This window comes from Bacillus sp. FSL R5-0585, from assembly GCF_038004545.1.
Lineage (GTDB): Bacteria > Bacillota > Bacilli > Bacillales > Bacillaceae_G > Bacillus_A > Bacillus_A cereus.
The window spans coordinates 4,565,649-4,586,769 of the sequence record NZ_JBBORJ010000001.1; the positions used below are offsets into that span (position 1 = coordinate 4,565,649).

A 21,121-nucleotide genomic window follows, 5' to 3' on the forward strand; every position below is an offset into this window, starting at 1 on the left:
CATGACAGAACCATTATTTTTTGCACCCATTTTTAAAGAAAGAATTTGGGGTGGTACGAAATTAACTTCTTTCGGATATGAAATACCATCAGAACAAACGGGAGAATGTTGGGCGTTCGCTGCACATCAAAATGGACAAAGCGTAGTTAAAAGTGGAAAGTATAAAGGGCTGTCTTTAGGACAATTGTGGAATAATCATCGAGAATTATTTGGGGATATTGAGGGAGATCGATTCCCCCTTCTTACAAAAATTTTAGATGCAAATCGTGACTTATCTGTTCAAGTGCATCCAAATGATGAGTATGCACGTATAAATGAAAATGGTGAGCTAGGAAAGACTGAATGCTGGTATATCATTGATTGTAAAGAAGGTGCTGAGATTATTTATGGGCATCACGCAAAGACAAAAGATGAACTAGTAAATATGGTTGAACAAGAAGAATGGGACAAGCTATTACAACGTGTGAAAGTAAAGCCAGGTGATTTCTTCTTTGTTCCAAGCGGAACGGTTCATGCAATTGGTGAAGGTATTTTAATATTAGAAACACAGCAAAACTCTGATACTACTTATCGATTATATGATTATAATAGAAGAGATTCAGAAGGTAATTTACGTGAACTTCATCTTGATAAAAGTGTGGAAGTAATAGAAACACCATTTGTTTCAAGCCAACAAGCTGTTCAATATGAAGAAATAGAAGATTTATGTGTAACCAAGTTTATTGAGTGCTCTTATTTTTCCGTAAATAAATGGAATTTAGATGGAGTGGTTAATTTAACGCAAAAAAGTCCATTTCTTCTCTTAAGTGTAATAGATGGAGAAGGAGAGTTAATACATGGTAATGAAACGTATCGATTTGAAGAAGGGGATCATTTCATATTACCAAGTAACTTTGGGGAATATAAGATTGTAGGGCGTGCTGAAGTTATTGTTGCGAGTGTGTAAGAGAAAATATAACAGGAGAGGGTATCGTCGACAAAATATGTTCGACAATACCCTCTCTTTTTTTATAGGATTTTTGCTATACTAAACTGTACTATAATACATGATGGAAGGAGGAGAATGATGAAAATACTTGTGGTTGATGATGAATCGAGTATTCGTAATTTGATTCGGATGCAGTTGGAGATGGAAGGTTATGAAGTATTGGCAGCGGCTGATGGGAGAGAAGCTTTGGAGCGATGGAATGAAGGGCCGGATGTATTGATTTTGGATGTTATGCTTCCGGATACGGATGGGTATGAGTTGCTTCGTTTGTTCCGTGAGAGGGATAGGGATATTCCGGTGCTTATGTTAACGGCAAAGAGTCAGATGAATGATAAGTTGCTTGGCTTGCAGCTTGGTGCGGATGATTATGTGACGAAGCCGTTTAATTATGCGGAGCTTATTCTTCGGATTAAGAATATGGCGCGGCGTGTAAAGAAGGCGGAGGCTGCTGTAAGTCATGAAGTAATTGAGGCTGGAGAGATAGTGGTTTGTCCTAAGGAAAGAAAGGTACATGTGAGTGGACAAGAGATTCAGTTAACATACCGAGAGTTTAATTTATGTCAGTTATTTGTTTCAAATCCGCAGCGTGTGTTTATGAGGGATGAGTTACTTGAGAAAGTATGGGGATTTGAGTATATCGGAAATACGAGAGCAGTTGATATTATGGTGCAGAGACTTCGCAAGAAGCTTGGGACGAGCGGAGAATATATTAAGACAATTTATGGCGTTGGCTATAAACTGGATTGTTAAGTGGTGATGGTATGTCTTTAAAACGAAATATGGTGTTTGGAATAGTTGGGCTGTTAATTCCGATTTTTGTTCTTTTATATGCAGTTGTTTATATTACGTTAGAAAAGAATATGTATCATAACGCAGCAGATTCTTTAGAAAAGTTAAGTGTAGAAGCACAAATTTATACGATGAATTATTTAGAGAAGGAAGCAGAAGTGGATACGCTTGGTCCGAATTCACTTTTAATTGCGTCGTATTTAGCGAAGCGTATGGATGTCCGTGTGCAGATGATTGGGAAGAATGGCGATGTTGTTGCAGATACACAAAAAGGGGCATTGCTTCACCGTAACATCGACATTGAGAGTTCTTTGAAGGGGAAGAAGTCTTACGTTTTTGAGGAGGCGGATCCAGCTCCTATTCTTTTGTTTTCAAGCCCGGTTTATTATGGAAACGATGTCATTGGAAGTATTCGTTTTATAAATGAGTTAACGGGTGAGAAGGAAGTTTTAACAAATGTGAGCTGGACGTTCTTAATGACATCTCTTTGCCTAGTAGCTACCGGTATTTTCTTTGCGATTCGTTTGGCGAAGTCTCTTCATAAACCGATTGATCAGTTGAGACAAATGGCACAGAGGCTCGCGAATGGTGATTATAAGAGTAAGATTGAGTTAAATGAGTACGTGGAAATCGCTCAGCTTTCAGCATCTTTTAATGCGATGGCTGATGGAATTGAGCTGCATATTAAGCAATTGCAGGAGGAGAAAGAGAAGCAGAAAGATTTCCTAGACCGCATTACGCATGAGCTAAAAACACCGCTAACGGCAATTATCGGTTATGTTGATTTAATTCCGAAGTTACAATCGAAAGAAGATGTACAGGAAAGTCTTCGTTATGTGGCGGTGGAAAGTGAGCGTTTATTATCACTTGTAGAGGAACTGCTTAAGTCTTCGAAATATGGGACGAGTACGTTTGAGGTGTCTCCTACAGTTGTGAATATAAAGGAATTGGCAGAAGAAGCCGTTTCAATTGTGAAACCTCGTCTAAATCAGTTTGAAATTGAAGTGATAAATGAGTTAACGGATGTACATGTTGTTGCGGATTTTGATAAGACGAAGCAAATTTTCTTAAATGTGCTTGATAATGCAATTAAGTATAGTGATGCTTCGCACATTCGTATGAATGTAATTGTAAATGAGCATGAGGCGAAGGTTTTTGTTCATGATGATGGGATCGGTATAGATGAAGTGGTGCTTGCAGAGTGGAATGAGTCTCCGAAGAGAAAAGCACTTCCTTCTAGTTACGGGAATGGTTATGGTTTGTATATTTGTCAGGAGATTATGAATAAGCAGGGTGGAAGCATGCGGATTGAGAGTAGTGAAGAAATAGGTACTACAATATTCATTACATTTTTGCTTCCGAGAAGGATGGAAGACATAAAAAACTTGAAAGCGGTTAAATGATACATTTATGAAACAATTATGCGGTATTTTCGAAACAACGTTTTTTTATCTTGGAGGTAGGCAGAAATGAAAAGGCTATCATTTCAAATTCTTATGTTTGTCATTTGTATGATTGTTTCTCTTGTTTTGTTTTATGTTATGGAGAAGCAAATCTATAATCGAATCAACATTGTAAATGATAAACAAGCCGTTTTACAAAGGGTGAATGAATCTCTTCCAATTGAAGTGAAAGTAAGACATGAAAAGTGGGGAGAAATCGTTGTAACGGATGAAGTTCGTTTGCATACGATTGTTTCATTCTTTGACCGAATTCGAATAGAGCCAGGGGACGTTAAGAGCCAAGAACAAGTATTTACTGGAGAAGTAACGTACTTGAATGGACATAAGCGTACTTTTGCAGTAGGTGACTTGTTCCAGTATGGGGAAAATGTATACGGAAAGAATGGCATGGATCCGATGATTTCAGCACTTCAAACGTATTTATTAAGCCTGTATTACACGCCAGAGCGTATTAGTGATTTCTTTGCTTCAGCAAAGGATGTCGTAGTACGTCAAGGCGATGTGGTACGTACTATCAATCTTACGCACATACTTGATTCTATTCGGTCCGCAAAGCAAATTACAGATTACGGAGAAATTCAGAAGTTATTACAATCGCAGAATGAACCGATTGCTTATATTACAGCTTATAAAACAGGTAAGCGTGTAAAGAATGATCGTGAAGATATTCTTACGATTTCTGTGTATCCATCGTACTTTGTTGTGCAATATCTCGGTGATAATAACGGAAATGTCATGTATATGAAAGGCTCTCTAGCAGAGTTATTCGTAAAGGAGAATGCGTCATGAGAAAGATAGCCTTTTTCTTCTTTTTGCTAGTAATTGGAGGAGCGATGTCTAGTTGCTCTCGAGATACAACCTCTATTAAATATAGTAAAAATGGTCTCCCTATTTTGGATGATCGTCATATTGTTGCGTATGTAGCGGCTCGTGAGGAAGTTGGTGAAGCGTTACTTTCATCATTTTGTAAGCCGCGCGGATGTACGTATGAATTTATTCGTCTTTCAACAGAAGAACTTCTTCGTAGAGTGGAAGAAGAAGCTGGAAATCCGAAGGCGGATATTATTATTGGCGGTACAGTAGATGCGCATCAAATGATGAAGCAGAAAAATCTTTCTATTCCTGTGATAAGCCAACATGCAAATCGTATTTCAAAAACTGTTAAAGATAAAGATGGTTATTGGTATGGTTATGAAGTGGAGAAGCTGGCAATTGCGATTAATAAAGAGCGGTGGAACGAGGAAATAGCGCCGCTCGGTCTCTCGTATCCGTTAAGATGGAAAGATTTATTGAATCCAGTATATAAAGGAAAGATTGTCATGCCCGATCCAAATGTTTCAGGTACAGCATATACGTTTTTCCAATCACTGATTGATACGTTAGGTGAAGAGGAAGCGAAGGGATATGTGAAGAATTTGGCAGAACAAGTTGGAGAAGTAACAGTGAATGGTTACATCCCAGCAGAACTTGTTGCGAGCGGTGAATATATGATAGGCATCAACTTTATGGGAGATCAGAGAATGCTTCAAAAACAAGGCTTTCCGATTTTAAGTAACGAACCTGAGCAAACAGGGTTATCTGTTAATGCGATTTCGAAACTAAAACGTGCACCGAGTGGTATTATTGCGGATTTATTTATTGATTATTGTTTATCAGAAGAAGCGGGGCATATTTTAGAAAAAGTGTCGTTTGGCGTACCAACGATGTTTGCGAAGAATGAGAAAGAAATAGAAGGACAGCCGGTTAGAAGGACGAACCAAAATATATCAAATAGCGGAATAATCGAGATATGGAATAGACAGCGTCTCTCTCTGAAGTGAGAAAAGGAGACGAAAATATATGTTTAAATGGCTCAAGCCAGCACCTGCAATTGAAAGATTGCCAGCGGATATGATCGACCGTGTATATCGATTACTACGTATTCGTGTGTTAATCGGGATTTCAGTTGGATATGCTGCTTATTATTTAGTTCGTAGTAACTTTAATTTATCTACTACGTATTTAGTAGACGAGTTCGGATTTAGCACTACACAAATCGGATTATTAGGTGCAGTAATGGCTGTTGTTTACGGACTTAGTAAATTCTTTATGGGTAATTTATCGGATAAGGCATTTGCTCAACGATTTATTGCAGTAGGTTTATTTTTATCTGGGCTTGTTAATATTTGTTTCGGTTATGCATCTTCCTTTGGGATGATTTTAACATTACTTGTTCTAAACGGTATTGTACAAGGTATGGGAGCACCACCTTGTAGTATTGTTATGACGAAATGGTTTTCAAAGAAAGAACGTGGTACGAAAACAGGTCTTTGGAATATTTCACATAACGTTGGTGCACTACTTGTTCCACCATTCATTGGGATTGGGGTAGGGATTTTCGGTGAAAGCCATTGGCAAGGCGGCGTGTTTATTTTCCCAGCGATTATCGCAATGGTAATTGCAGTACTTGTTTGGATCAATGCGAAGGATACACCAGAATCTGAAGGTCTTCCACCAATTGATGAATATCGTAATGACTATGAAGAACTTGAAAAAGTAGATAATGCTAACAAAATGTCACCAAAAGAAATTTTAATGAAATATGTAGTGAAAAATAAATTTGTATGGTTCTTATGTATTGCGAATGCTTTTGTTTATTTAATTCGTTTCGGTGTTATTAACTGGGTACCAATTTACTTAACAACAGTGAAAGGTTTTACAAAAACAGAAGCGCATTTTGCGTATTCAATATTTGAAACGGCAGCGATTCCAAGTTCTTTAATTGTCGGCCTTTTAAGCGATAAATTATTCAAAGGAAAACGTATGCCATTATGTGTTATGAGTATGGCTGGGGTTGTTGTTGGAACAATCGTCTATTGGCAAGCAACTAATATTATTGTTGTGAGTGTTGCAGTTTCTATTATCGGTTGTTTAATTTATGTACCACAGTTCTTAATCGGTTTAAGTGCAATGGAATTAGTACCGAAATTTGCAGTAGGTACGACAGTTGGTATGTGTGGTCTGTTCGGTTATGTTGGAGGAAGTTTCATAGCAAACGCAGCAATTGGTATCATTGTTGATCGTTCTGGCTGGGATGGTTGCTTCATGTTACTGTTAGCGGGTGGCATATTAGCAACGATATTCTTACTGATTGTTCAAATGGGACATGAGAGAAAAGCTTCTAAAGTAGTATAATATTTTATTTGAAAAAGCTATCCAATTGTTATATTGGATAGCTTTTATATTTTTATTTAGAAAAAACAAATAGTATGTAAAATTGGAGTTTAATGTGTAAAAGGTTTTTGTTACTTAATATAATTTTTTTAGATTTAATAAACCAATCACGTACATAGTTAGACCGAAAAATCCACCGCCACAGATGAAAATTACAACCTTAAATAAAGAAATAGAGATTTCTTCTGAACCTACATAGGGAAGGATATAATTCATAAAAACAAACATTTGAAAGCCCCAAAGCACACCTGCTTTTAAGCCAGCTTTTCTTAATTTTTTCTTGTGTTGTAAATATTCTTCTTTTGTTGCACATTCAGTATCACTTAAACCTTTTTTCTTGAATTTAAAGGCTAAGTAATTAGCATAAATCATATTAGATAGAAAAATGAATATTGTCCCTATAGATATTGTGTGGTTCATAGTATCAACAAGTAACATAATAAGCATTACCAACATATTTAGCCACCATAAACCAATTCCAGCTACAGATAATTCTTTATTGATTTCTTGTTTTTGATATTCATCTCTCTCACTCAGTGTTCCAACAAAACTATTATAAACTCTTTCTTTCCATTCAATTTTCATCATTTAATCTCCCTCCCAAAATAGACTGTTTAAATCTGTTTTTAGTGCTTTTGCTAATTCGATACATAAGGCTAAAGAAGGGTTATATTTATTATTTTCAATTAAATTTATTGTCTGTCTCGCCACGTTAACTTTTTTAGCTAACTCTAGCTGCGATAGCCCTTCAGATTTTCGATATTGTTTGACGTTATTCAAATATAACCCTCCCATTTATGGTTGTAGACCTCGTGTACCGAAATGTCATTTATATGTGACATTTTATAATTGAATAAATGAAATGTCAAATATATATGACAAAAATGATAGTAGTACAATTAGGAAAATGATTTTAATAATTTATCTTGGTAAGAAGTTTATTAATAAAAGATGGCTTACATTCATATAAAAAGTACTTGAAAATTCAATTTAAATTATCCTTTTTCCTTTCCTTAAATCTATCTTAAAAGATATAATGTCATATTTCTAATCATTGGAATTTTTGTTACAATATAAATGGATGTGTAAAACTTTGTAAAAATAATGTAATAATATGTAATATATTTTCAGAAAGTTTTATACAATTTTTATATTAAACTATTAAGTTATAAAAAAAGGAGCGGTAATATGTTACCAAATACGGTTCGTACTCCAAACAAGAAGAAGAAATGGATTATTATTGGGGTTATTGCACTAATTGTTATTGTAGCGGCAATTAATATTTTTGTTATGCAAGGTAAGAAGAAGGGTGCATCAACAAATGCTGATGCTGTAAGTTTTGAGAAAGTGACAGAGCGTAAGCTGAATAATACGAAGTTAATTTCTGGTCAGGTGAAGCCTGGTAATATTGAAAGCTTCTATGCAGATCCGGCCAAAGGAAAAGTGAAAGATATTGAGGTAAAAGAAGGGCAAGAGGTAGAAAAAGGTACGAAGTTATTCTCTTATGACAATGAAGAGATTAACCTTCAAATGAAGCAAGCTGAGCTTGATCAGAAGATGGCGGATATGCGTTATGATCAAGGGAAAAAGAAGATTGATTCGTTAAAGAAAGAAATTAAGAAGGCGAAAGATAGCGGAGCTGGCAAAGAAGTAACAGATCCGATGGACGAGCAAGTAAACGAGTTAGAGATAGCTCAAAAGACAACTGATCTTGAGAAAGAAAAAGGAAAGTTGCAGAAAGAAGAGTTAAGTAAGAAGCAGAAAGAGCTTACGATTTATAGTAATTTCGCTGGTGTTGTTCAAAAGTTAGATAAAGATGCGGCACAAAGTTCATCTCAAGCGTTAGGTGGTCAAGGAAAATCGTTTTTACAAGTAGCTTCTAAAGATCCATTCCAAGTTCAAGGTACGTTAACTGAGCTTCAGAAGTCACAAATTCAAAAGGATCAAACATTCACTGTAACGGCGAAAGCAAATAATAAGAAGAAGTGGACAGGTAAGATTACAGAGGTAAGCGAATTCCCAACGAGCGCAGAGATGGCACAAGCTGGCGGCGTGGGTGAAGCAACTCAAAATATGTCTCAGTATACATATAAAGCAAGTCTTGATAGTCAAGATGGTTTATCGCCAGGTTACCACGTTTCATTGCAAGTAAACTTAGAGAATAAGACGATGATTGCTGTTCCAAGTAAAAGCATTGTAGAAAAAGGCGATGATGCATTTGTTTATGTTGAGGATAAAGGAAAGCTTCGTAAACAAAATGTGAAAAAAGGTTCTACTGATGGAGACTGGACAGAGGTTGTAGAAGGCGTAACAGTGGGGCAAAAGGTGGTTAAAAATCCTTCCGACGATGTGTATGACGGAATGGAAGTGAAAGAGAAATGATTACGTTAAATAATATTGCTAAAACGTATTATCAAGGAAAGTTGGCGGTGCCGATTTTGCATGGTATTAGTTTAACGATTCAGAGCGGTGAGTTCGTTTCGATTATGGGACCGTCTGGTTCTGGTAAGTCGACGCTTATGAATATTATCGGTTGTTTAGATCGTCCAACAGAAGGCGAATATATGCTGAATGACGTGAATATCTTAACAGCAGACGAGTCAAAGCTTGCTTTAATTCGTAATGAATATATTGGCTTTGTATTCCAGCATTTTAATTTACTACCTCGTCTTTCCGCAGTGGAAAATGTTGAGCTTCCGCTCGTATATGGTGGCATGAAGAAAGCGGAGCGTCGCAAGCGTGCTTTGGAGGCGCTAGGTAAAGTTGGATTGGCAGATCGCGTGCATCATTTACCAAATGAGTTATCAGGTGGGCAGAAGCAGCGTGTAGCGATTGCAAGAGCGATTGCGAATAACCCAACGTTCATTATGGCCGATGAACCGACTGGTGCACTTGATACGAAGTCTGGTGAGCAAGTTATGGATATTTTCACGAAGCTTAATGCAGAAGGTACAACAATTGTTATGGTTACGCATGAAGAGGAAGTAGCAGCGTATTCTTCCCGCCGCATTGTACTGCGAGACGGGAAAGTTACAGAAGATAGAAGGTGTGCGGTATGAGTTTACTAGATAGTATAAAAATTGCCCTATCTTCTATTTTAGCTCATAAATTGCGTTCTGCTCTTACGATGCTCGGTATTATTATCGGGGTAGGTTCGATTATTACGGTCGTTGCAATCGGGCAAGGCGGGGAAGCGATGCTGAAGTCGAAATTCGCAGGTTCTGGTGGTAATAACCTTATGCCAATTCAATTTAAACCAGATATTAATGATGAGTTTGCTATAGGTGGATTTGAAATGCCGAAGTTAACGGAAGAGGATATTTTGGAAGTAAAACAAGTGAAAGATGTTTCACATGTTATTACGACAAACCAGAATTCAGAGGTGCTTGATGTAAATGATAAAAAAGCAAATTTGAATGTTATTGGTCTTGATAATGAATATTTTGCGGTTAATAAAGTAAAGGTCGTAAAGGGACGTACTTTAAATGAATCAGATATTTCTCATGCAAATAACGTTGTGATGATTAGTACAAAAACAGAAGAGACGTTATTTAAGGGCGTAAATCCAGTAGGACAAATTATTGAGATGAAAGGACAACCGATGCAAATTGTTGGTGTGTATACATCTGATAATGAATTTATGGGATTTGAAATGGAAGAAGCGTTAATCCCTCTTACGTTATGGCCTGTTTTATACGGAACAGATGAAATTCAAAGTATCGCAATTCAAGCTAAAAATGTAGACGATTTAGAAGCAGCAGGGAAACAAGCTGTTGATGTATTAAATAGCCGTAAGCCAAGTGAAATTCCGGGTAAATATGAACTGGTTAATTTAAAAGAATTCCAAGAAAATGTTTCTAAAGTTACTAACATTATGACAATGATCATCGGTGGTATCGCTGGTATTTCATTAGTCGTTGGTGGAATTGGTGTTATGAATATCATGCTTGTATCTGTAACGGAGCGTACACGTGAAATTGGTGTACGTAAAGCACTTGGAGCAACACGTAGTAAAATTTTATTACAGTTTTTAATTGAAGCCGTTATGTTAACACTTCTAGGTGGTTTAATCGGAATTGGTCTTGGGTATGGCGGAGCATATATCGTTTCTACATTCGCAAAATGGCCACCACTCGTTTCATGGGAAGTTGTCGTTGGAGGCGTACTGTTCTCAATGACACTCGGTATTATTTTTGGATTAATTCCAGCAAACAAAGCTGCGAAATTAGATCCAATTGAAGCATTGCGTTATGAGTAATTAATAGTGTAGTAGAACTACACATTAACGTTCTAGTGGGCGGTTCGTAGCCTCTATATGAGGAAGTGAACCGCCCGTTAGAACGGGTTATATAAATAGAAGGAGGCGTTATAATGGAAGCAAATATTAATACGCAAGATGTAGGCGTGAAGAAGCCATCATTATTAGGAATGATTACTTCTCCAGGTGAGCAGTTTGAGAGAATGAAGACGAAAAGTCCGGTTTGGGGGGCATTTGTCTTATTTGTTATATTAGGAACGATTATAGCAACAGCAGTGTCTTACTTAACATTAATTAGTACTCCAGAATTGGCAAAAGAATTAAATGGTGAAGCAGGGGCAATGGTAAAAGGATTTACCCTTGGTGGAGGCGCGCTTGTTGGTCTATTAGGAACACCTATAGGTCTCTTTATTGCGGCAGGTTTTTATAAAATTATTATGATGTTTATGAGCAATGATACACCATACATGAAAATATTATCGATTTACTTATATGCTAATCTTGTTTATTATATCGGCGGATTGTTAAATGCAGGATTAGGCTTTATTTTTGATGGAAATGGCACTGATGTTTATACAAGTTTAGCTCCTTTATTTGAACAAGGGACAGTAGCACATGGAATTGCCTCTTCAATTGAAATTTTTAATATTTGGAGCCTTATTCTAACAGGACTAGGCTTACACATTGTAGCTGGTTTAAGTAAGAAACAAGCTACGATTTTAATTGTAATCTTCTTTATCCTAACAATTGCATTCGGCGTTGTAAGAGGTTTAGTAAGCGGCTTTGGTGCATAACATATTATTTTAAAAAGGTGACTCTTTAAAGGAGTCACCTTTTTTATTTTTACCCCTATTTCAAATACCACCAACAAAATTTCAAATACTATCTAGTGTAATTTCAAATTCCGTCGGTAGTATTTGAAATTACTCACAGTGAAATCTTTTCTTTATTTTTATATTGTGAAGGTACCGCGGAATACTAGAAAGGTATACCTTTTAGAAACGGGTACTGTGTGAAGCCAGCCACTTTTAAAGAGGCAGCTGTTTTGTATGAAGGGATGATTGTAAATCAAATAAAGAAATTAGGTATTCGTCAAGATTATGAAGAGTATTATCAATGTGGTTTAATTGGTCTTTGGCATGCGTATGAAAGATTTGATGCAAAGAAGGGGTATTTCCCTGCATATGCACTTGTAACGGTGCGTGGTTATATATTAGAAAGATTGAAGAAAGAATCTACTTTGCAAGAAAGATGTGTATGTGTAGGTGAGTATGAGGAAATCTTTCATTTTGAAGATGTTGAAATAAGAGTGAAGGATTTTATGAGTGTGTTAGATGAGAAGGAGAAGTATATTATTTTTGAACGTTTTTTTGTAGGGAAGACGATGGGAGAAATCGCTTTAGAGACGGAAATGACATATTATCAAGTAAGATGGATGTATCGGCAAGCACTCGAGAAAATGCGCGATAGTGTAAAAGGATAAAAATAGCAAATAGAATGGAAGGTGAGGAAATACTACCTTCCATTCTATTTGTTATTAAGGTGATGAATCTTGCATGTTCATTTGGGATAATACATATCCAGCTTTCCATAATTGCTGACTTAGCTTATGGGAACTAATTTGTATCGTTACGGTAGCTCCGTTTGAAAAATGAATTTTAGCTCGTTTAGCTTTTTTGAAAAACTCTATTGTATGAACATGTTTGAAGAAAAGCCAAATACAATTTGGAGAAGCAGGAGATTCTGTTGGGAAAGCACAAATATATTCTCTATGATTGATCGGAATTGGAACGTTTTGTTTAAATTTAAATTTTGTTTTTACAGCATTACGTCTCCCTTGATAAGTAGAATGAATATTTGTTAGACAAGATTTCTGTATAAGTTGGAGAGCAGTTTGACAGGAGTAAAGATGGTTCCCGCTACTGTCGATAATTTTTGTGCGGTAATAAGGGTGTTTACATGGTTCAAGCATCATTGTAGAACTAGAAATAAAAATGTTGTTTTCATTATCCATAATTCTATATCCTCCCTTATAATTTTCATTCCGAATATAATTATATATAAATTAGGTAAATTTACTGTTAATATTCTATTTCATATTGTAAATTTTGGCTATTCGTTTACAATCAATAGGTGATAGTCTTTCTAATTTGCATCGCTTGTACATATATATGAAAATAGAAAAGAGTAGGCGGTGATATAGTATGAAGAAAAAGTATATTATTATGGCTTTAGTTGTCGTTCTCCTAGTATATTTAGCAAACAGTAATCCGAGTAAGGGCGAATATACAGAATGGGCAGCGAAGCAGTTTATGAAGCGTAATGATGTGAGTAAGAAGCTAGATGAAGTTCAAAAAGAGAATGAAGAGGGTCTCCTTGGCGACTTGGCATCGGCCGGTAAAAAGTTAGCGAAAAAGTATGTTGAGCCACAAGTTGGGTTATTAATTGATCATTATACGAAGCGAAATGATTATATATTCTTCTCAACATATACGACTGAGTTTGATATAGGTGAAGAACATTATAAGTACGTATGCGTCGGTTTTTCAAAGATTTTTATTCCGATTGAAATGCCGAAGAAAAAAGACGAATCTGCAAAATGATGCAGATTCGTCTTTTTCATTTTATAGAGTAATTGGAACTTCAGATACATTTTTTTCTACAAGGCGAGCTCCCTTTTTTCGTGTATTTTCATCAATGGATGAAAATACAGATGAGGCGAGGATTGTATCCATTACTTGATTTACGACTTGTGCATCGATTGGTGTGATGGGCGTATCGATAGAAAAAACGACTGTTTTTCCATCTTCTTTTGCAAAAATCAACTCTAGTACTTGCATGTGTTATTCCCTCCTTTGTATTTATCCCGCTATTTACGGGATTTGGGTCTGCCGGTTAAATTGTGGGCTAATAATCAGCGGGGATGAATAAAATCCCCACTGATCCGAGTTTACTTTATAGTTTAGAAAGATCTGATGTGCTTACAAGTTGTACAGCGTGAAGTGGTGATGCTTGTAAGGAAGCTAGAGCATGAGCTACATTGTGTACTTGATCTAAGCTCGCATTTGTTTTAACACGTTTAAATTGTTTGCTCTTGAAAACTGTTTTGCCGTTCTTATCTAATCCGTTGTTTAAGACAAGACGTAAAGTTAAATCCATTACGATTGTTTCAATTGCCATGTGTATCACCTCCTTTCACTTTATAAATAGGGCATGAATGTCATGTTTTGGCGTGAAATTTTTTCTTTTTTTTGGTACCCTTAAAAGATTAAGAGAGGAGAATTCTGGATAATGAATCGTAAATGGTTATTTTGGATTCCTGTATTACTATGGATGGGGCTGATTTTCTATTCTTCGGCACAACCATATAAAAAGCAGGATATGCGTTCAGATATTGAACAATATGTAAATGTTGAATTTGTGAAAGAGCATTTTTCATGGGTATCTGTCGATTATGGTGGAGGAACCCCTGTTAGTATTGCGAATAAAGGTGTAGGCGGATTTATTGAGTTTTTCCTTCGTAAAGGTGCTCATTTTATGGTGTTCTTTATGCTAGGTTCATTGATTTATTACGCTTTTCATCGATCAGGTCATTCGAGGAAAAGATGCTTTATATATGCCCTTCTTTTCGTTGCGGGTTATGCAACATTTGATGAAATTCACCAATGGTATACGGGAGACCGTACACCAATGTGGCAAGATTCATTGCTTGATACGTGCGGCGGGTTAACGGGAATTATAATAAGTAATTGGTTTTGGAATAGAAAAAAGCGCTAATCTCAAATAAGATTAGCGCTTTTTTTGCGGGGAGTAAAACCCCCACTGATTAAAGTTTCACTTTATACACCAAGTAATTCTTTTAGTTCGTCTGTTGATAGTTCAGTCATCCAGCTATCGCTTGTGATGACCGCATTGTTTAGAGATTGTTTTCTTTCTAGCATTTCATCAATTTTTTCTTCTAATGTTCCTGTTGTAATGAGTTTGTGAACATGAACAAATCGTTTTTGACCAATGCGATATGCGCGGTCTGTTGCTTGATTTTCCACAGCTGGATTCCACCAACGATCGTAGTGAATGACATGGTTGGCAGCGGTTAAGTTTAATCCTGTTCCGCCAGCTTTTAAGGATAAGATGAAAATGTCATACGTTCCGTTTTGGAACTCCTCAATCATCTTGTCGCGATCTTTTTTCGGTACACTACCGTTTAAGAAGAGGACACGCTGGCCGAATTTTTCTTCTAGCACACGTTTTAGCATGTTCCCCATGCCGATATATTGAGTGAAGATGAGGCAACTTTCATTTTGATCTTTTATATTTTCTATGAGCTCCATCAACGTTTTTGTTTTCATAGAGCGTTCAACGACATTTTGTGGCTCTTCTTCTTTTAAATAAAGAGCTGGATGATTACAAATTTGTTTTAGCTTGTTCAGCATAAGTAATATAAAGCCGCGTCTTTCAATTCCACTTAATCCTTCGACATTTTGCAGTGTATCTTGAACAAGTTGTTCATATAAGGAAGCTTGTTCACCAGTAAGAGGACAGTAAGCTTTTTGTTCTTGTTTATCTGGTAAATTTAATGCGACTGTTTGATCTTTCTTCGTTCGGCGCAGTAAAAATGGTGAGATAAACCGTTGAACTTGCTGGATTTTTCCTTCATCACGATCCTTTTCAATTGGTGTGACGAAGCGGCGTTGGAATTGCCCTAAGCTTCCGAGATATCCATGATTAATAAAGTCGAAAATGGACCAAAGTTCAGCGAGGCGATTTTCCATCGGTGTACCAGTTAAAGCGATTTTGTGATTTGCTTGCAAGTTTCGTACTGCTTTCGACTGTTTCGTATGTGGGTTCTTAATATTTTGTGCTTCATCCAAAATAACAGCATCCCAGCATAATGAAGTTAGTTCTTCCTCATCGAGTTGAGCCAATGCATAGGATGTTAATACAACATCTGCTGATTGAAGGAAATCTTCAAAAGAATTGCCCTTATCTCTATTACTTCCGTAATGTAATTGAACACGTAAATTCGGTGCGAAACGCTCAAATTCTTTTTGCCAATTTCCAAGAACAGATGTCGGCGCTACTATTAATGCAGGGCCTGTTTTGAGATTGTTTTCTTTTATATATAGTAAGTAAGAGATTGTTTGAATACTTTTCCCGAGTCCCATATCGTCAGCTAGCAATGCTCCAAATCCAAGCTTTCGTAAATATAATAACCATTCAATGCCGTGTTGTTGATACGGACGAAGTGTTGCGTTTAGTGAAGTAGGGACATCTACTTTTGGAATATCTCCAATATGAAGCAGCTTTTGGAATAGTTCCTCATAATATCCATCTAGTTCGATTTCAATATCAGTAAACGGACTATCATCTTCTACAATTTCTGTTTCAGCCGTATTTGATAAATGTTGTTGCAAAACATCTTTCATCTCTAGTCCGTATTTATCGGCACGGTTCATGAGTTTCCTTACTTCTTCGATAAAGGCTGGATCTAGTCGCATCCATTGACCGTTTATATTAAATAGACGTTTGTTTTGTTCAACGAGCTCGAAAAATTCGCTTTCTGATAAATCAATGCCGTTGGTCGAAATGCGCCAATCAAAATTAACGAGCGTATTCATACCGAAGAACGATTGTGTTTGTGCTGTATTTTGCTTCAGCTGGACACGTAATTTCGGTTTTGTTGCTTTTAAATTTTGCCACCATGATGGTAGTAAAATTGTAATACCGGCTGCAAGTAATTCATTGCTTGCTTCTGTTAAGAAGTTCCAAGCTTCTGTTTCAAAGAGCTCATTTCGGAACGTATCTCCTTCTTTTAACCACGGTATGAGTTTACTAAAACCTTCTTGTGTTTCTGTAATCCGTTCTTCGTAATCGTGCCATCTTTTCGGTAAGGAATCGATGTTTTCATATACATATATGCGATGCGCCCCGCGCTTTGGTGTCACAATTGTTTCAAGCTTCCACATTTCAAATTCTTCTTGTGGTTCTTGTAGTCTTAGTCCGATTGTAAACGGAAGATCATCTTCAATATAACCAATTTTCCGAAGCCAATCTTCTTCATGTAGTGCTGTTTCCAGTTGTCTTTTCGTAAAGTCATAATGTTCATATAGTCTTTTAGCATCTTCCCAGCCGTCATTTGAGCGGTTGTCTTGTAATATGCTTTCATTTACTGCTGCTGAGAAAAGCGATGCTAATGTGTCATCTTCAATTGGTGTATTTTGAACTTTCCAAGATGGTTGTTTAGGCCAATGATTCATATCTGGTACGAAACTACCACTCGTAAAGGCATCCCATAGTTCATTTGCATCTTTCGTAAGTGCTGTAATCGTGCCGTTTATTTGAATATGTGCAAAGGAATTCATCGGTTTGTTTGCAATGTATTCAAAGGCTTGTGCATTTGTTAGCAGCACACCTTGTTTTCCTTCGAAGGTTGCTTCTTTTAGAAACGTACCGTAGAAAGAAGTGGAGTGCCATGTGAATGCATTTCGTTTCCAACTTGTTACGGATAATGGAGTACCGCTGTCATCTTCTCCCCAAAGGAACCAACCTTGACTAACATGCTGGAGCCTAATTGTTACTTCAGTTTGATTGATCATCGATTAATTTTCCTTTCCGTAATTCCTCTTGTAGTGCACGCAGACGTGAATGGAGATTGGCGATGTGAATAATGAAAGCATCCCATTCATCGGTGCGTTTTAATCGTTTATATAATGTACGTAATTTCTTTAAGTAACGAACTGCACGTTTATATGATTTACGATTTCGTTCTTCAATCGCCTCTACAGCAGCAAGATGGTAAAGAGGAAGTGCCACTTCTGGCGCTTCTTTTTCAATATCTTTCAGTGGCTCTTTCAACAGTTCAATTGCCTCAAATCCATATAAGAGATGAAGCTCTGCCCATGTGCGATACTGTTTTTTCGCGAGTACGTACTGTTCGTAGTTTGTGAAACTATACGGTAATAGTTCTTGTAAAATCATTTCAAAACCAGCTTGTTCATTTGTATGTGTTGCATATGTTTCATACATGATTACAAATAGCCGAACGATATCTTTTATGAAAATCGTATTTTCGTGATCTTGGATCGTTTTCTTTACTTGTTTATACGTAAAGGAAAGCCAGTTTTTTGCACGATCCCATTGCATGGCACTTAATAGTTCTTCTAACCAATAGAAGTATAGACTCACAACAGAAGCAGGTTGTTTCTTTAGTAAGTCCATCGCTAGTAAATCTTCATCATTTAAAAAGAGAAGATGAGAAGACGCTAATGCTTTGGATAGTGGATTGATTTTCGTATCGATTCGTTTTTCTTCCTCTTGTATGTTCTCTTTATTGTTTAAAAGTTCACTCCATATGTGGCGATAAATGAAAAATCGCTCTTGTGTATAAGCGTCGGTAGAGAAGAATACTTCATGAACAAGACGAGCTGTTTCTTGCAAAATTATTTCAGACTCTGAAGGAATCGCTTCTGATTGTAAGTCCCGAACGATGGATTCCACTTTGTCTACAAATAGGCGAACGACATTAACAGGTTGGTGATAAGAATACGTTTTGTTTGCTTCGAATGCCTGGATTTCTTCTAATAATTTTTGAAAGCAGTAAAGTGCTGCATGTAACCTGAATAATTCATGTATGGCGATGACGCGCGGAGCTTTCCGCTCAAGCTTCGTATAGAAATCTGTAAAGATACTCATAAGAAAATACATTTGTTTATAAGTAAGGCGAGCTTGTTCTTTTTTAAATGATTCATATTCTTTTTCAAAATATGATTCCCAACTTTTATAATCCGTTTCTTCAAAAGCTGATGATTGCAATACTTGTCTTGCAGTTCGAATAGGAGGAAGGGAAGGTTTCGTATTATTTTTAAATAAAGTTAATACATCTCCTACTTGCCCGAAACTAGACGCTGCAGATAGTAATACAGCGAGCATATGCTCACATTGTGTTGGTGCGAAGCAATCACAATAACTTTCAGCGACATTACGAATCGGAATATGAACGCTATATACGTTGCCTTCCGCATCTACAGTTCCTGATAGTGTATAACCATCAAAGTCAACGTTATAGACAACACCACTACGATATAGGTGCCGAGCTGTAGCGACATGTTCCTGATCAGCTGTTTGCTGTGGATCTAGTCCTTGAACGAACTCATTCGCAATCATCATAATTTCATCTTTCGTAATTGAGTGTTGCAGCATAATATTCCTCCGTACACATATTTCTTTCCTTTACCATTATAAACAAAAAACGCTCAAAACAGAAAAAATGAAATTTGGATTACATAACTTGAAAATCATGGTAATATATAAAATGTTAATTTTATATATGAATATATACGTATAGGAGGAGAAATGATTTGTCAGATTTACAGACGAAGTTAGGTAGTGGAATGAATAAGTTACAAGAAGGAATAGAACAAGGGAAAATGAAGTTGCAAGTTGCACAAGAAATTGCTCAATTGAAAAAGGGGATGCAAGTGCAAATGCAGAAAAAAGCAGAGGTTCTATTAGAGGTTGGACAGCAAGTGTATGTTCAATTAAGAGGAAGTGGAGTAAATGAAGCGAGCTTAAAAGAAATGATTGCTCCAGTTCAAGAATTTGATGTAGCTATTTATCAAGCAAGAAAGCGCATTGTTGAATTGCAAAAACAACAAGGTGAAAAAGCTACATGTGAATGTGGTGGACCTTTATCAATAAATGATAAGTTTTGTGGTTCGTGTGGAAAGCCTAACCCGATGTTAACAGTAGAAAATGAAGGTGAAACGGTAAATTGTATTTCATGTAATGAGCATATCGATAAAAACTCTACTTACTGTCCAGTTTGTGGAATTAAGCAAAGTGGGGAGTGAATTAAATGTATTGTCGCACATGTGGAAAACAACATGGTGAAGAAGTAAATTATTGCCCAAATGAAGGTAGTATGGAGATTGCAGGAGCTATAGATGCAGTAACATTAGAAAAAGATACTGCAAAATACTGCAGAGGTTGTGGCAGTGAAAATGCTCAAAAAAATTTATATTGTCAAAAGTGTGGGTATTCTTTATCTGTTGTGAAGAAAAAAGAACAAACTGTAAAATTGCCTACAATGGATGGTGCTCCTAAAGTTGAATTTAAAGCAGATAAAGCCGTTTTACAAAAAGGTTTTATTGGTGGGGCTGTTGCAAGTATTCTCATGTTAATTGCTGGTTGGATTGGTAGTTTATTATTTGCCTCTATGTTAAGTGAGATGTTTAGCAAATTTGCGAAAGAATTAGAAATGTTGCCAAGGTTTTATTCGAGTGCAACTTCTACGATGTTAAGTTATCATTTACTTGGTTTTACAGCTAACGATGATAGTGGATTGATATTTTCTTTATCTTGGCATACTCCATTTACATTATTATTAATCATTCCATTTATTATTTTCGCTGGTACAGGAATTTGGTTAGGGAAACAGCGTGTTGCGAAAACGATTAAAGATCAAATCTTTATGGCAGCAACAGTTGGTATTATTTATGGCGTCTTTTTATTCATCATAAGTTTTATAGCATCACAATCTTTTGCAATTCCATTCTCAGAAGCAGGTAAGATTACGGTTGGCTATTCAGCGATTAAGAGTTTATTGAGTGGTTTTGTATGTGGGACATTATTTACCTTATTAGGATTTATTGGTCATACAAGCAAAAATAATATGGCAGCAGCATTTCAAGAGTTAATGCCATATGGAGCGTCTGTTTATTACGGTGTTTCAGCTATGATAAAAGGACTATTAGTAACAGCAGTAGCGGTTTGTATTATGGCATTAGTAAGTAAGGAAGATGGTATTGAACCATTAAAAGAAATAACAACTTTAAAATCTGAAAGTACATTATTAGCATTAGAGTTAACACCTCAATTATGGAGTATGGCTCATTTTGCGCCGTTAGAAGTATCAAGTCCAGCACTTAGTAAAGAATTTACTAGAATTGGTAAGAAATCAAATACATATGAGAGCACACTATCGTTTTCATTTATATCAGGTGTCTCTGTAAATGGCGTAGAGCTTAGAGAGATATTGATTTCAAAAGGAGCAAATGAGGAAAGCCTTGCAGAATTTGATAAAGTGAATAACGTATTCCATTATGGTTTATTACTGCTTATTATTCCATTGTTCTTTATGTTTAGAGCGGGAAGAAAGTTAGCTAAATTACCGACTGCCAATATATATATTACATTAGCGGTATGTAGTGGTTCTTACACAATTATGATGATTGTAATGAATATGATTTCTAAGTTCCAAATTAATGTTTCAGGAACGGTAACAGGTTTATTTGGAACAAGTGGAACGGTATTATCTATGCAAAATTCATTTATATATTTAACTTTGTTTAGCTTGATTGTGACATATGTAGCGGCATTTGCTGGAATGAAATTAGCTAAAAAATAGGAGGA

At 36.4% G+C, this 21,121-nt stretch carries 22 protein-coding genes; 15 read left to right on the forward strand and 7 right to left on the reverse strand.

Annotation, left to right across the window (positions count from 1 at the left end):
* Position 1: 1 nt before the first annotated feature.
* The 6 genes from manA (at position 2) to MKY38_RS23535 (ending at position 6,414) form a co-directional block, all read left to right on the forward strand.
* A complete protein-coding gene (manA, locus tag MKY38_RS23510; RefSeq protein ID WP_341049855.1) occupies positions 2–946 on the forward strand; it encodes a mannose-6-phosphate isomerase, class I in 945 nt (314 codons plus the stop codon).
* 120 nt (positions 947–1,066) lie between these two features.
* On the forward strand, positions 1,067–1,738 hold the full coding sequence (locus MKY38_RS23515; RefSeq protein WP_000699550.1) for a response regulator transcription factor: 672 nt from the start codon (positions 1,067–1,069) through the stop codon (positions 1,736–1,738).
* Positions 1,739–1,749: 11 nt separating this feature from the next.
* Positions 1,750–3,180: a HAMP domain-containing sensor histidine kinase gene (locus tag MKY38_RS23520; RefSeq protein WP_078384750.1), complete on the forward strand. Its 1,431-nt coding sequence runs from the start codon at positions 1,750–1,752 to the stop codon at positions 3,178–3,180.
* Positions 3,181–3,246: 66 nt separating this feature from the next.
* Entirely contained in the window at positions 3,247–4,029 is a 783-nt protein-coding gene (locus tag MKY38_RS23525; protein ID WP_000826622.1) for a DUF3919 family protein, read from the forward strand.
* Positions 4,026–5,060 (forward strand): ABC transporter substrate-binding protein, encoded by a 1,035-nt coding sequence (locus MKY38_RS23530; protein WP_001225645.1) that lies wholly within the window; start codon positions 4,026–4,028, stop codon positions 5,058–5,060. Before MKY38_RS23525 ends, MKY38_RS23530 begins: the two co-directional genes overlap by 4 nt.
* Before the next feature lie 19 nt (positions 5,061–5,079).
* Positions 5,080–6,414: an MFS transporter gene (locus MKY38_RS23535; RefSeq protein ID WP_061113497.1), complete on the forward strand. Its 1,335-nt coding sequence runs from the start codon at positions 5,080–5,082 to the stop codon at positions 6,412–6,414.
* 114 nt (positions 6,415–6,528) lie between these two features.
* On the opposite strand, the gene MKY38_RS23540 is transcribed toward MKY38_RS23535, so the two are convergent.
* Positions 6,529–7,041 (reverse strand): DUF3278 domain-containing protein, encoded by a 513-nt coding sequence (locus MKY38_RS23540; RefSeq protein ID WP_000975591.1) that lies wholly within the window; start codon positions 7,039–7,041, stop codon positions 6,529–6,531.
* The gene (locus MKY38_RS23545; protein WP_001067016.1) at positions 7,042–7,233 is read right to left on the reverse strand and encodes a helix-turn-helix transcriptional regulator; all 192 of its coding nucleotides are present in this window, start codon (positions 7,231–7,233) and stop codon (positions 7,042–7,044) included.
* A 408-nt stretch (positions 7,234–7,641) separates the two neighbouring features.
* Between MKY38_RS23545 and MKY38_RS23550 the strand changes: the two genes are divergently transcribed.
* From MKY38_RS23550 to MKY38_RS23570, 5 genes are all read left to right on the forward strand, one after another.
* Positions 7,642–8,835 (forward strand): efflux RND transporter periplasmic adaptor subunit, encoded by a 1,194-nt coding sequence (locus MKY38_RS23550; RefSeq protein ID WP_014895362.1) that lies wholly within the window; start codon positions 7,642–7,644, stop codon positions 8,833–8,835.
* Complete coding sequence (locus tag MKY38_RS23555; protein WP_341049861.1) at positions 8,832–9,512, forward strand: ABC transporter ATP-binding protein; 681 nt, start codon at positions 8,832–8,834, stop codon at positions 9,510–9,512. The genes MKY38_RS23550 and MKY38_RS23555 overlap by 4 nt, the downstream gene beginning before the upstream one ends.
* Positions 9,509–10,711, forward strand: coding sequence for an ABC transporter permease (locus tag MKY38_RS23560; protein WP_000054363.1), 1,203 nt, complete (start codon positions 9,509–9,511; stop codon positions 10,709–10,711). The genes MKY38_RS23555 and MKY38_RS23560 overlap by 4 nt, the downstream gene beginning before the upstream one ends.
* Positions 10,712–10,824: 113 nt before the next feature.
* Positions 10,825–11,505: a Yip1 family protein gene (locus MKY38_RS23565; protein ID WP_061139611.1), complete on the forward strand. Its 681-nt coding sequence runs from the start codon at positions 10,825–10,827 to the stop codon at positions 11,503–11,505.
* A gap of 218 nt (positions 11,506–11,723) precedes the next feature.
* Positions 11,724–12,194: a sigma-70 family RNA polymerase sigma factor gene (locus MKY38_RS23570; protein ID WP_065224430.1), complete on the forward strand. Its 471-nt coding sequence runs from the start codon at positions 11,724–11,726 to the stop codon at positions 12,192–12,194.
* A 54-nt stretch (positions 12,195–12,248) separates the two neighbouring features.
* Here the strand turns inward: MKY38_RS23570 and MKY38_RS23575 are convergent, their stop codons facing one another.
* On the reverse strand, positions 12,249–12,725 hold the full coding sequence (locus MKY38_RS23575; RefSeq protein WP_000368313.1) for a competence protein ComK: 477 nt from the start codon (positions 12,723–12,725) through the stop codon (positions 12,249–12,251).
* 190 nt (positions 12,726–12,915) lie between these two features.
* Between MKY38_RS23575 and MKY38_RS23580 the strand changes: the two genes are divergently transcribed.
* Complete coding sequence (locus tag MKY38_RS23580) at positions 12,916–13,314, forward strand: DUF4359 domain-containing protein (protein ID WP_000731405.1); 399 nt, start codon at positions 12,916–12,918, stop codon at positions 13,312–13,314.
* A gap of 21 nt (positions 13,315–13,335) precedes the next feature.
* Here the strand turns inward: MKY38_RS23580 and MKY38_RS23585 are convergent, their stop codons facing one another.
* On the reverse strand, positions 13,336–13,551 hold the full coding sequence (locus MKY38_RS23585; protein WP_001197593.1) for a DUF2922 domain-containing protein: 216 nt from the start codon (positions 13,549–13,551) through the stop codon (positions 13,336–13,338).
* Positions 13,552–13,666: 115 nt separating this feature from the next.
* Positions 13,667–13,891: a DUF1659 domain-containing protein gene (locus MKY38_RS23590; protein WP_000963861.1), complete on the reverse strand. Its 225-nt coding sequence runs from the start codon at positions 13,889–13,891 to the stop codon at positions 13,667–13,669.
* 111 nt (positions 13,892–14,002) lie between these two features.
* Here MKY38_RS23590 and MKY38_RS23595 point away from each other — a divergent pair, with 111 nt between their 5' ends.
* On the forward strand, positions 14,003–14,488 hold the full coding sequence (locus MKY38_RS23595; protein WP_341049866.1) for a VanZ family protein: 486 nt from the start codon (positions 14,003–14,005) through the stop codon (positions 14,486–14,488).
* A gap of 62 nt (positions 14,489–14,550) precedes the next feature.
* Here MKY38_RS23595 and MKY38_RS23600 read toward each other — a convergent pair whose 3' ends face one another.
* A complete protein-coding gene (locus tag MKY38_RS23600; protein ID WP_000610111.1) occupies positions 14,551–17,307 on the reverse strand; it encodes a DEAD/DEAH box helicase in 2,757 nt (918 codons plus the stop codon).
* Positions 17,291–18,910, reverse strand: coding sequence for an SWIM zinc finger family protein (locus MKY38_RS23605; protein ID WP_065224429.1), 1,620 nt, complete (start codon positions 18,908–18,910; stop codon positions 17,291–17,293). Before MKY38_RS23605 ends, MKY38_RS23600 begins: the two co-directional genes overlap by 17 nt.
* Before the next feature lie 158 nt (positions 18,911–19,068).
* Here MKY38_RS23605 and MKY38_RS23610 point away from each other — a divergent pair, with 158 nt between their 5' ends.
* Both MKY38_RS23610 and MKY38_RS23615 read left to right on the forward strand, forming a co-directional pair.
* Positions 19,069–19,560: a zinc ribbon domain-containing protein gene (locus tag MKY38_RS23610; RefSeq protein ID WP_001281754.1), complete on the forward strand. Its 492-nt coding sequence runs from the start codon at positions 19,069–19,071 to the stop codon at positions 19,558–19,560.
* Positions 19,561–19,565: 5 nt separating this feature from the next.
* A complete protein-coding gene (locus MKY38_RS23615) occupies positions 19,566–21,116 on the forward strand; it encodes a zinc ribbon domain-containing protein (protein WP_341049869.1) in 1,551 nt (516 codons plus the stop codon).
* Positions 21,117–21,121: the final 5 nt, after the last annotated feature.

Bases quoted from the DNA above. Each gene is read 5' to 3' on its own strand.
- manA (WP_341049855.1), top strand. From the start codon at position 2: ATGACAGAACCATTATTTTTTGCACCCATTTTTAAAGAAAGAATTTGG.
- MKY38_RS23540 (WP_000975591.1), bottom strand. From the start codon at position 7,041: ATGATGAAAATTGAATGGAAAGAAAGAGTTTATAATAGTTTTGTTGGA.
- MKY38_RS23580 (WP_000731405.1), top strand. From the start codon at position 12,916: ATGAAGAAAAAGTATATTATTATGGCTTTAGTTGTCGTTCTCCTAGTA.
- MKY38_RS23535 (WP_061113497.1), top strand. From the start codon at position 5,080: ATGTTTAAATGGCTCAAGCCAGCACCTGCAATTGAAAGATTGCCAGCG.
- MKY38_RS23560 (WP_000054363.1), top strand. From the start codon at position 9,509: ATGAGTTTACTAGATAGTATAAAAATTGCCCTATCTTCTATTTTAGCT.
- MKY38_RS23590 (WP_000963861.1), bottom strand. From the start codon at position 13,891: ATGGCAATTGAAACAATCGTAATGGATTTAACTTTACGTCTTGTCTTA.
- MKY38_RS23605 (WP_065224429.1), bottom strand. From the start codon at position 18,910: ATGCTGCAACACTCAATTACGAAAGATGAAATTATGATGATTGCGAAT.
- MKY38_RS23525 (WP_000826622.1), top strand. From the start codon at position 3,247: ATGAAAAGGCTATCATTTCAAATTCTTATGTTTGTCATTTGTATGATT.
- MKY38_RS23575 (WP_000368313.1), bottom strand. From the start codon at position 12,725: ATGGATAATGAAAACAACATTTTTATTTCTAGTTCTACAATGATGCTT.
- MKY38_RS23530 (WP_001225645.1), top strand. From the start codon at position 4,026: ATGAGAAAGATAGCCTTTTTCTTCTTTTTGCTAGTAATTGGAGGAGCG.
- MKY38_RS23595 (WP_341049866.1), top strand. From the start codon at position 14,003: ATGAATCGTAAATGGTTATTTTGGATTCCTGTATTACTATGGATGGGG.
- MKY38_RS23600 (WP_000610111.1), bottom strand. From the start codon at position 17,307: ATGATCAATCAAACTGAAGTAACAATTAGGCTCCAGCATGTTAGTCAA.
- MKY38_RS23615 (WP_341049869.1), top strand. From the start codon at position 19,566: ATGTATTGTCGCACATGTGGAAAACAACATGGTGAAGAAGTAAATTAT.
- MKY38_RS23565 (WP_061139611.1), top strand. From the start codon at position 10,825: ATGGAAGCAAATATTAATACGCAAGATGTAGGCGTGAAGAAGCCATCA.
- MKY38_RS23520 (WP_078384750.1), top strand. From the start codon at position 1,750: ATGTCTTTAAAACGAAATATGGTGTTTGGAATAGTTGGGCTGTTAATT.
- MKY38_RS23555 (WP_341049861.1), top strand. From the start codon at position 8,832: ATGATTACGTTAAATAATATTGCTAAAACGTATTATCAAGGAAAGTTG.
- MKY38_RS23585 (WP_001197593.1), bottom strand. From the start codon at position 13,551: ATGCAAGTACTAGAGTTGATTTTTGCAAAAGAAGATGGAAAAACAGTC.
- MKY38_RS23515 (WP_000699550.1), top strand. From the start codon at position 1,067: ATGAAAATACTTGTGGTTGATGATGAATCGAGTATTCGTAATTTGATT.
- MKY38_RS23550 (WP_014895362.1), top strand. From the start codon at position 7,642: ATGTTACCAAATACGGTTCGTACTCCAAACAAGAAGAAGAAATGGATT.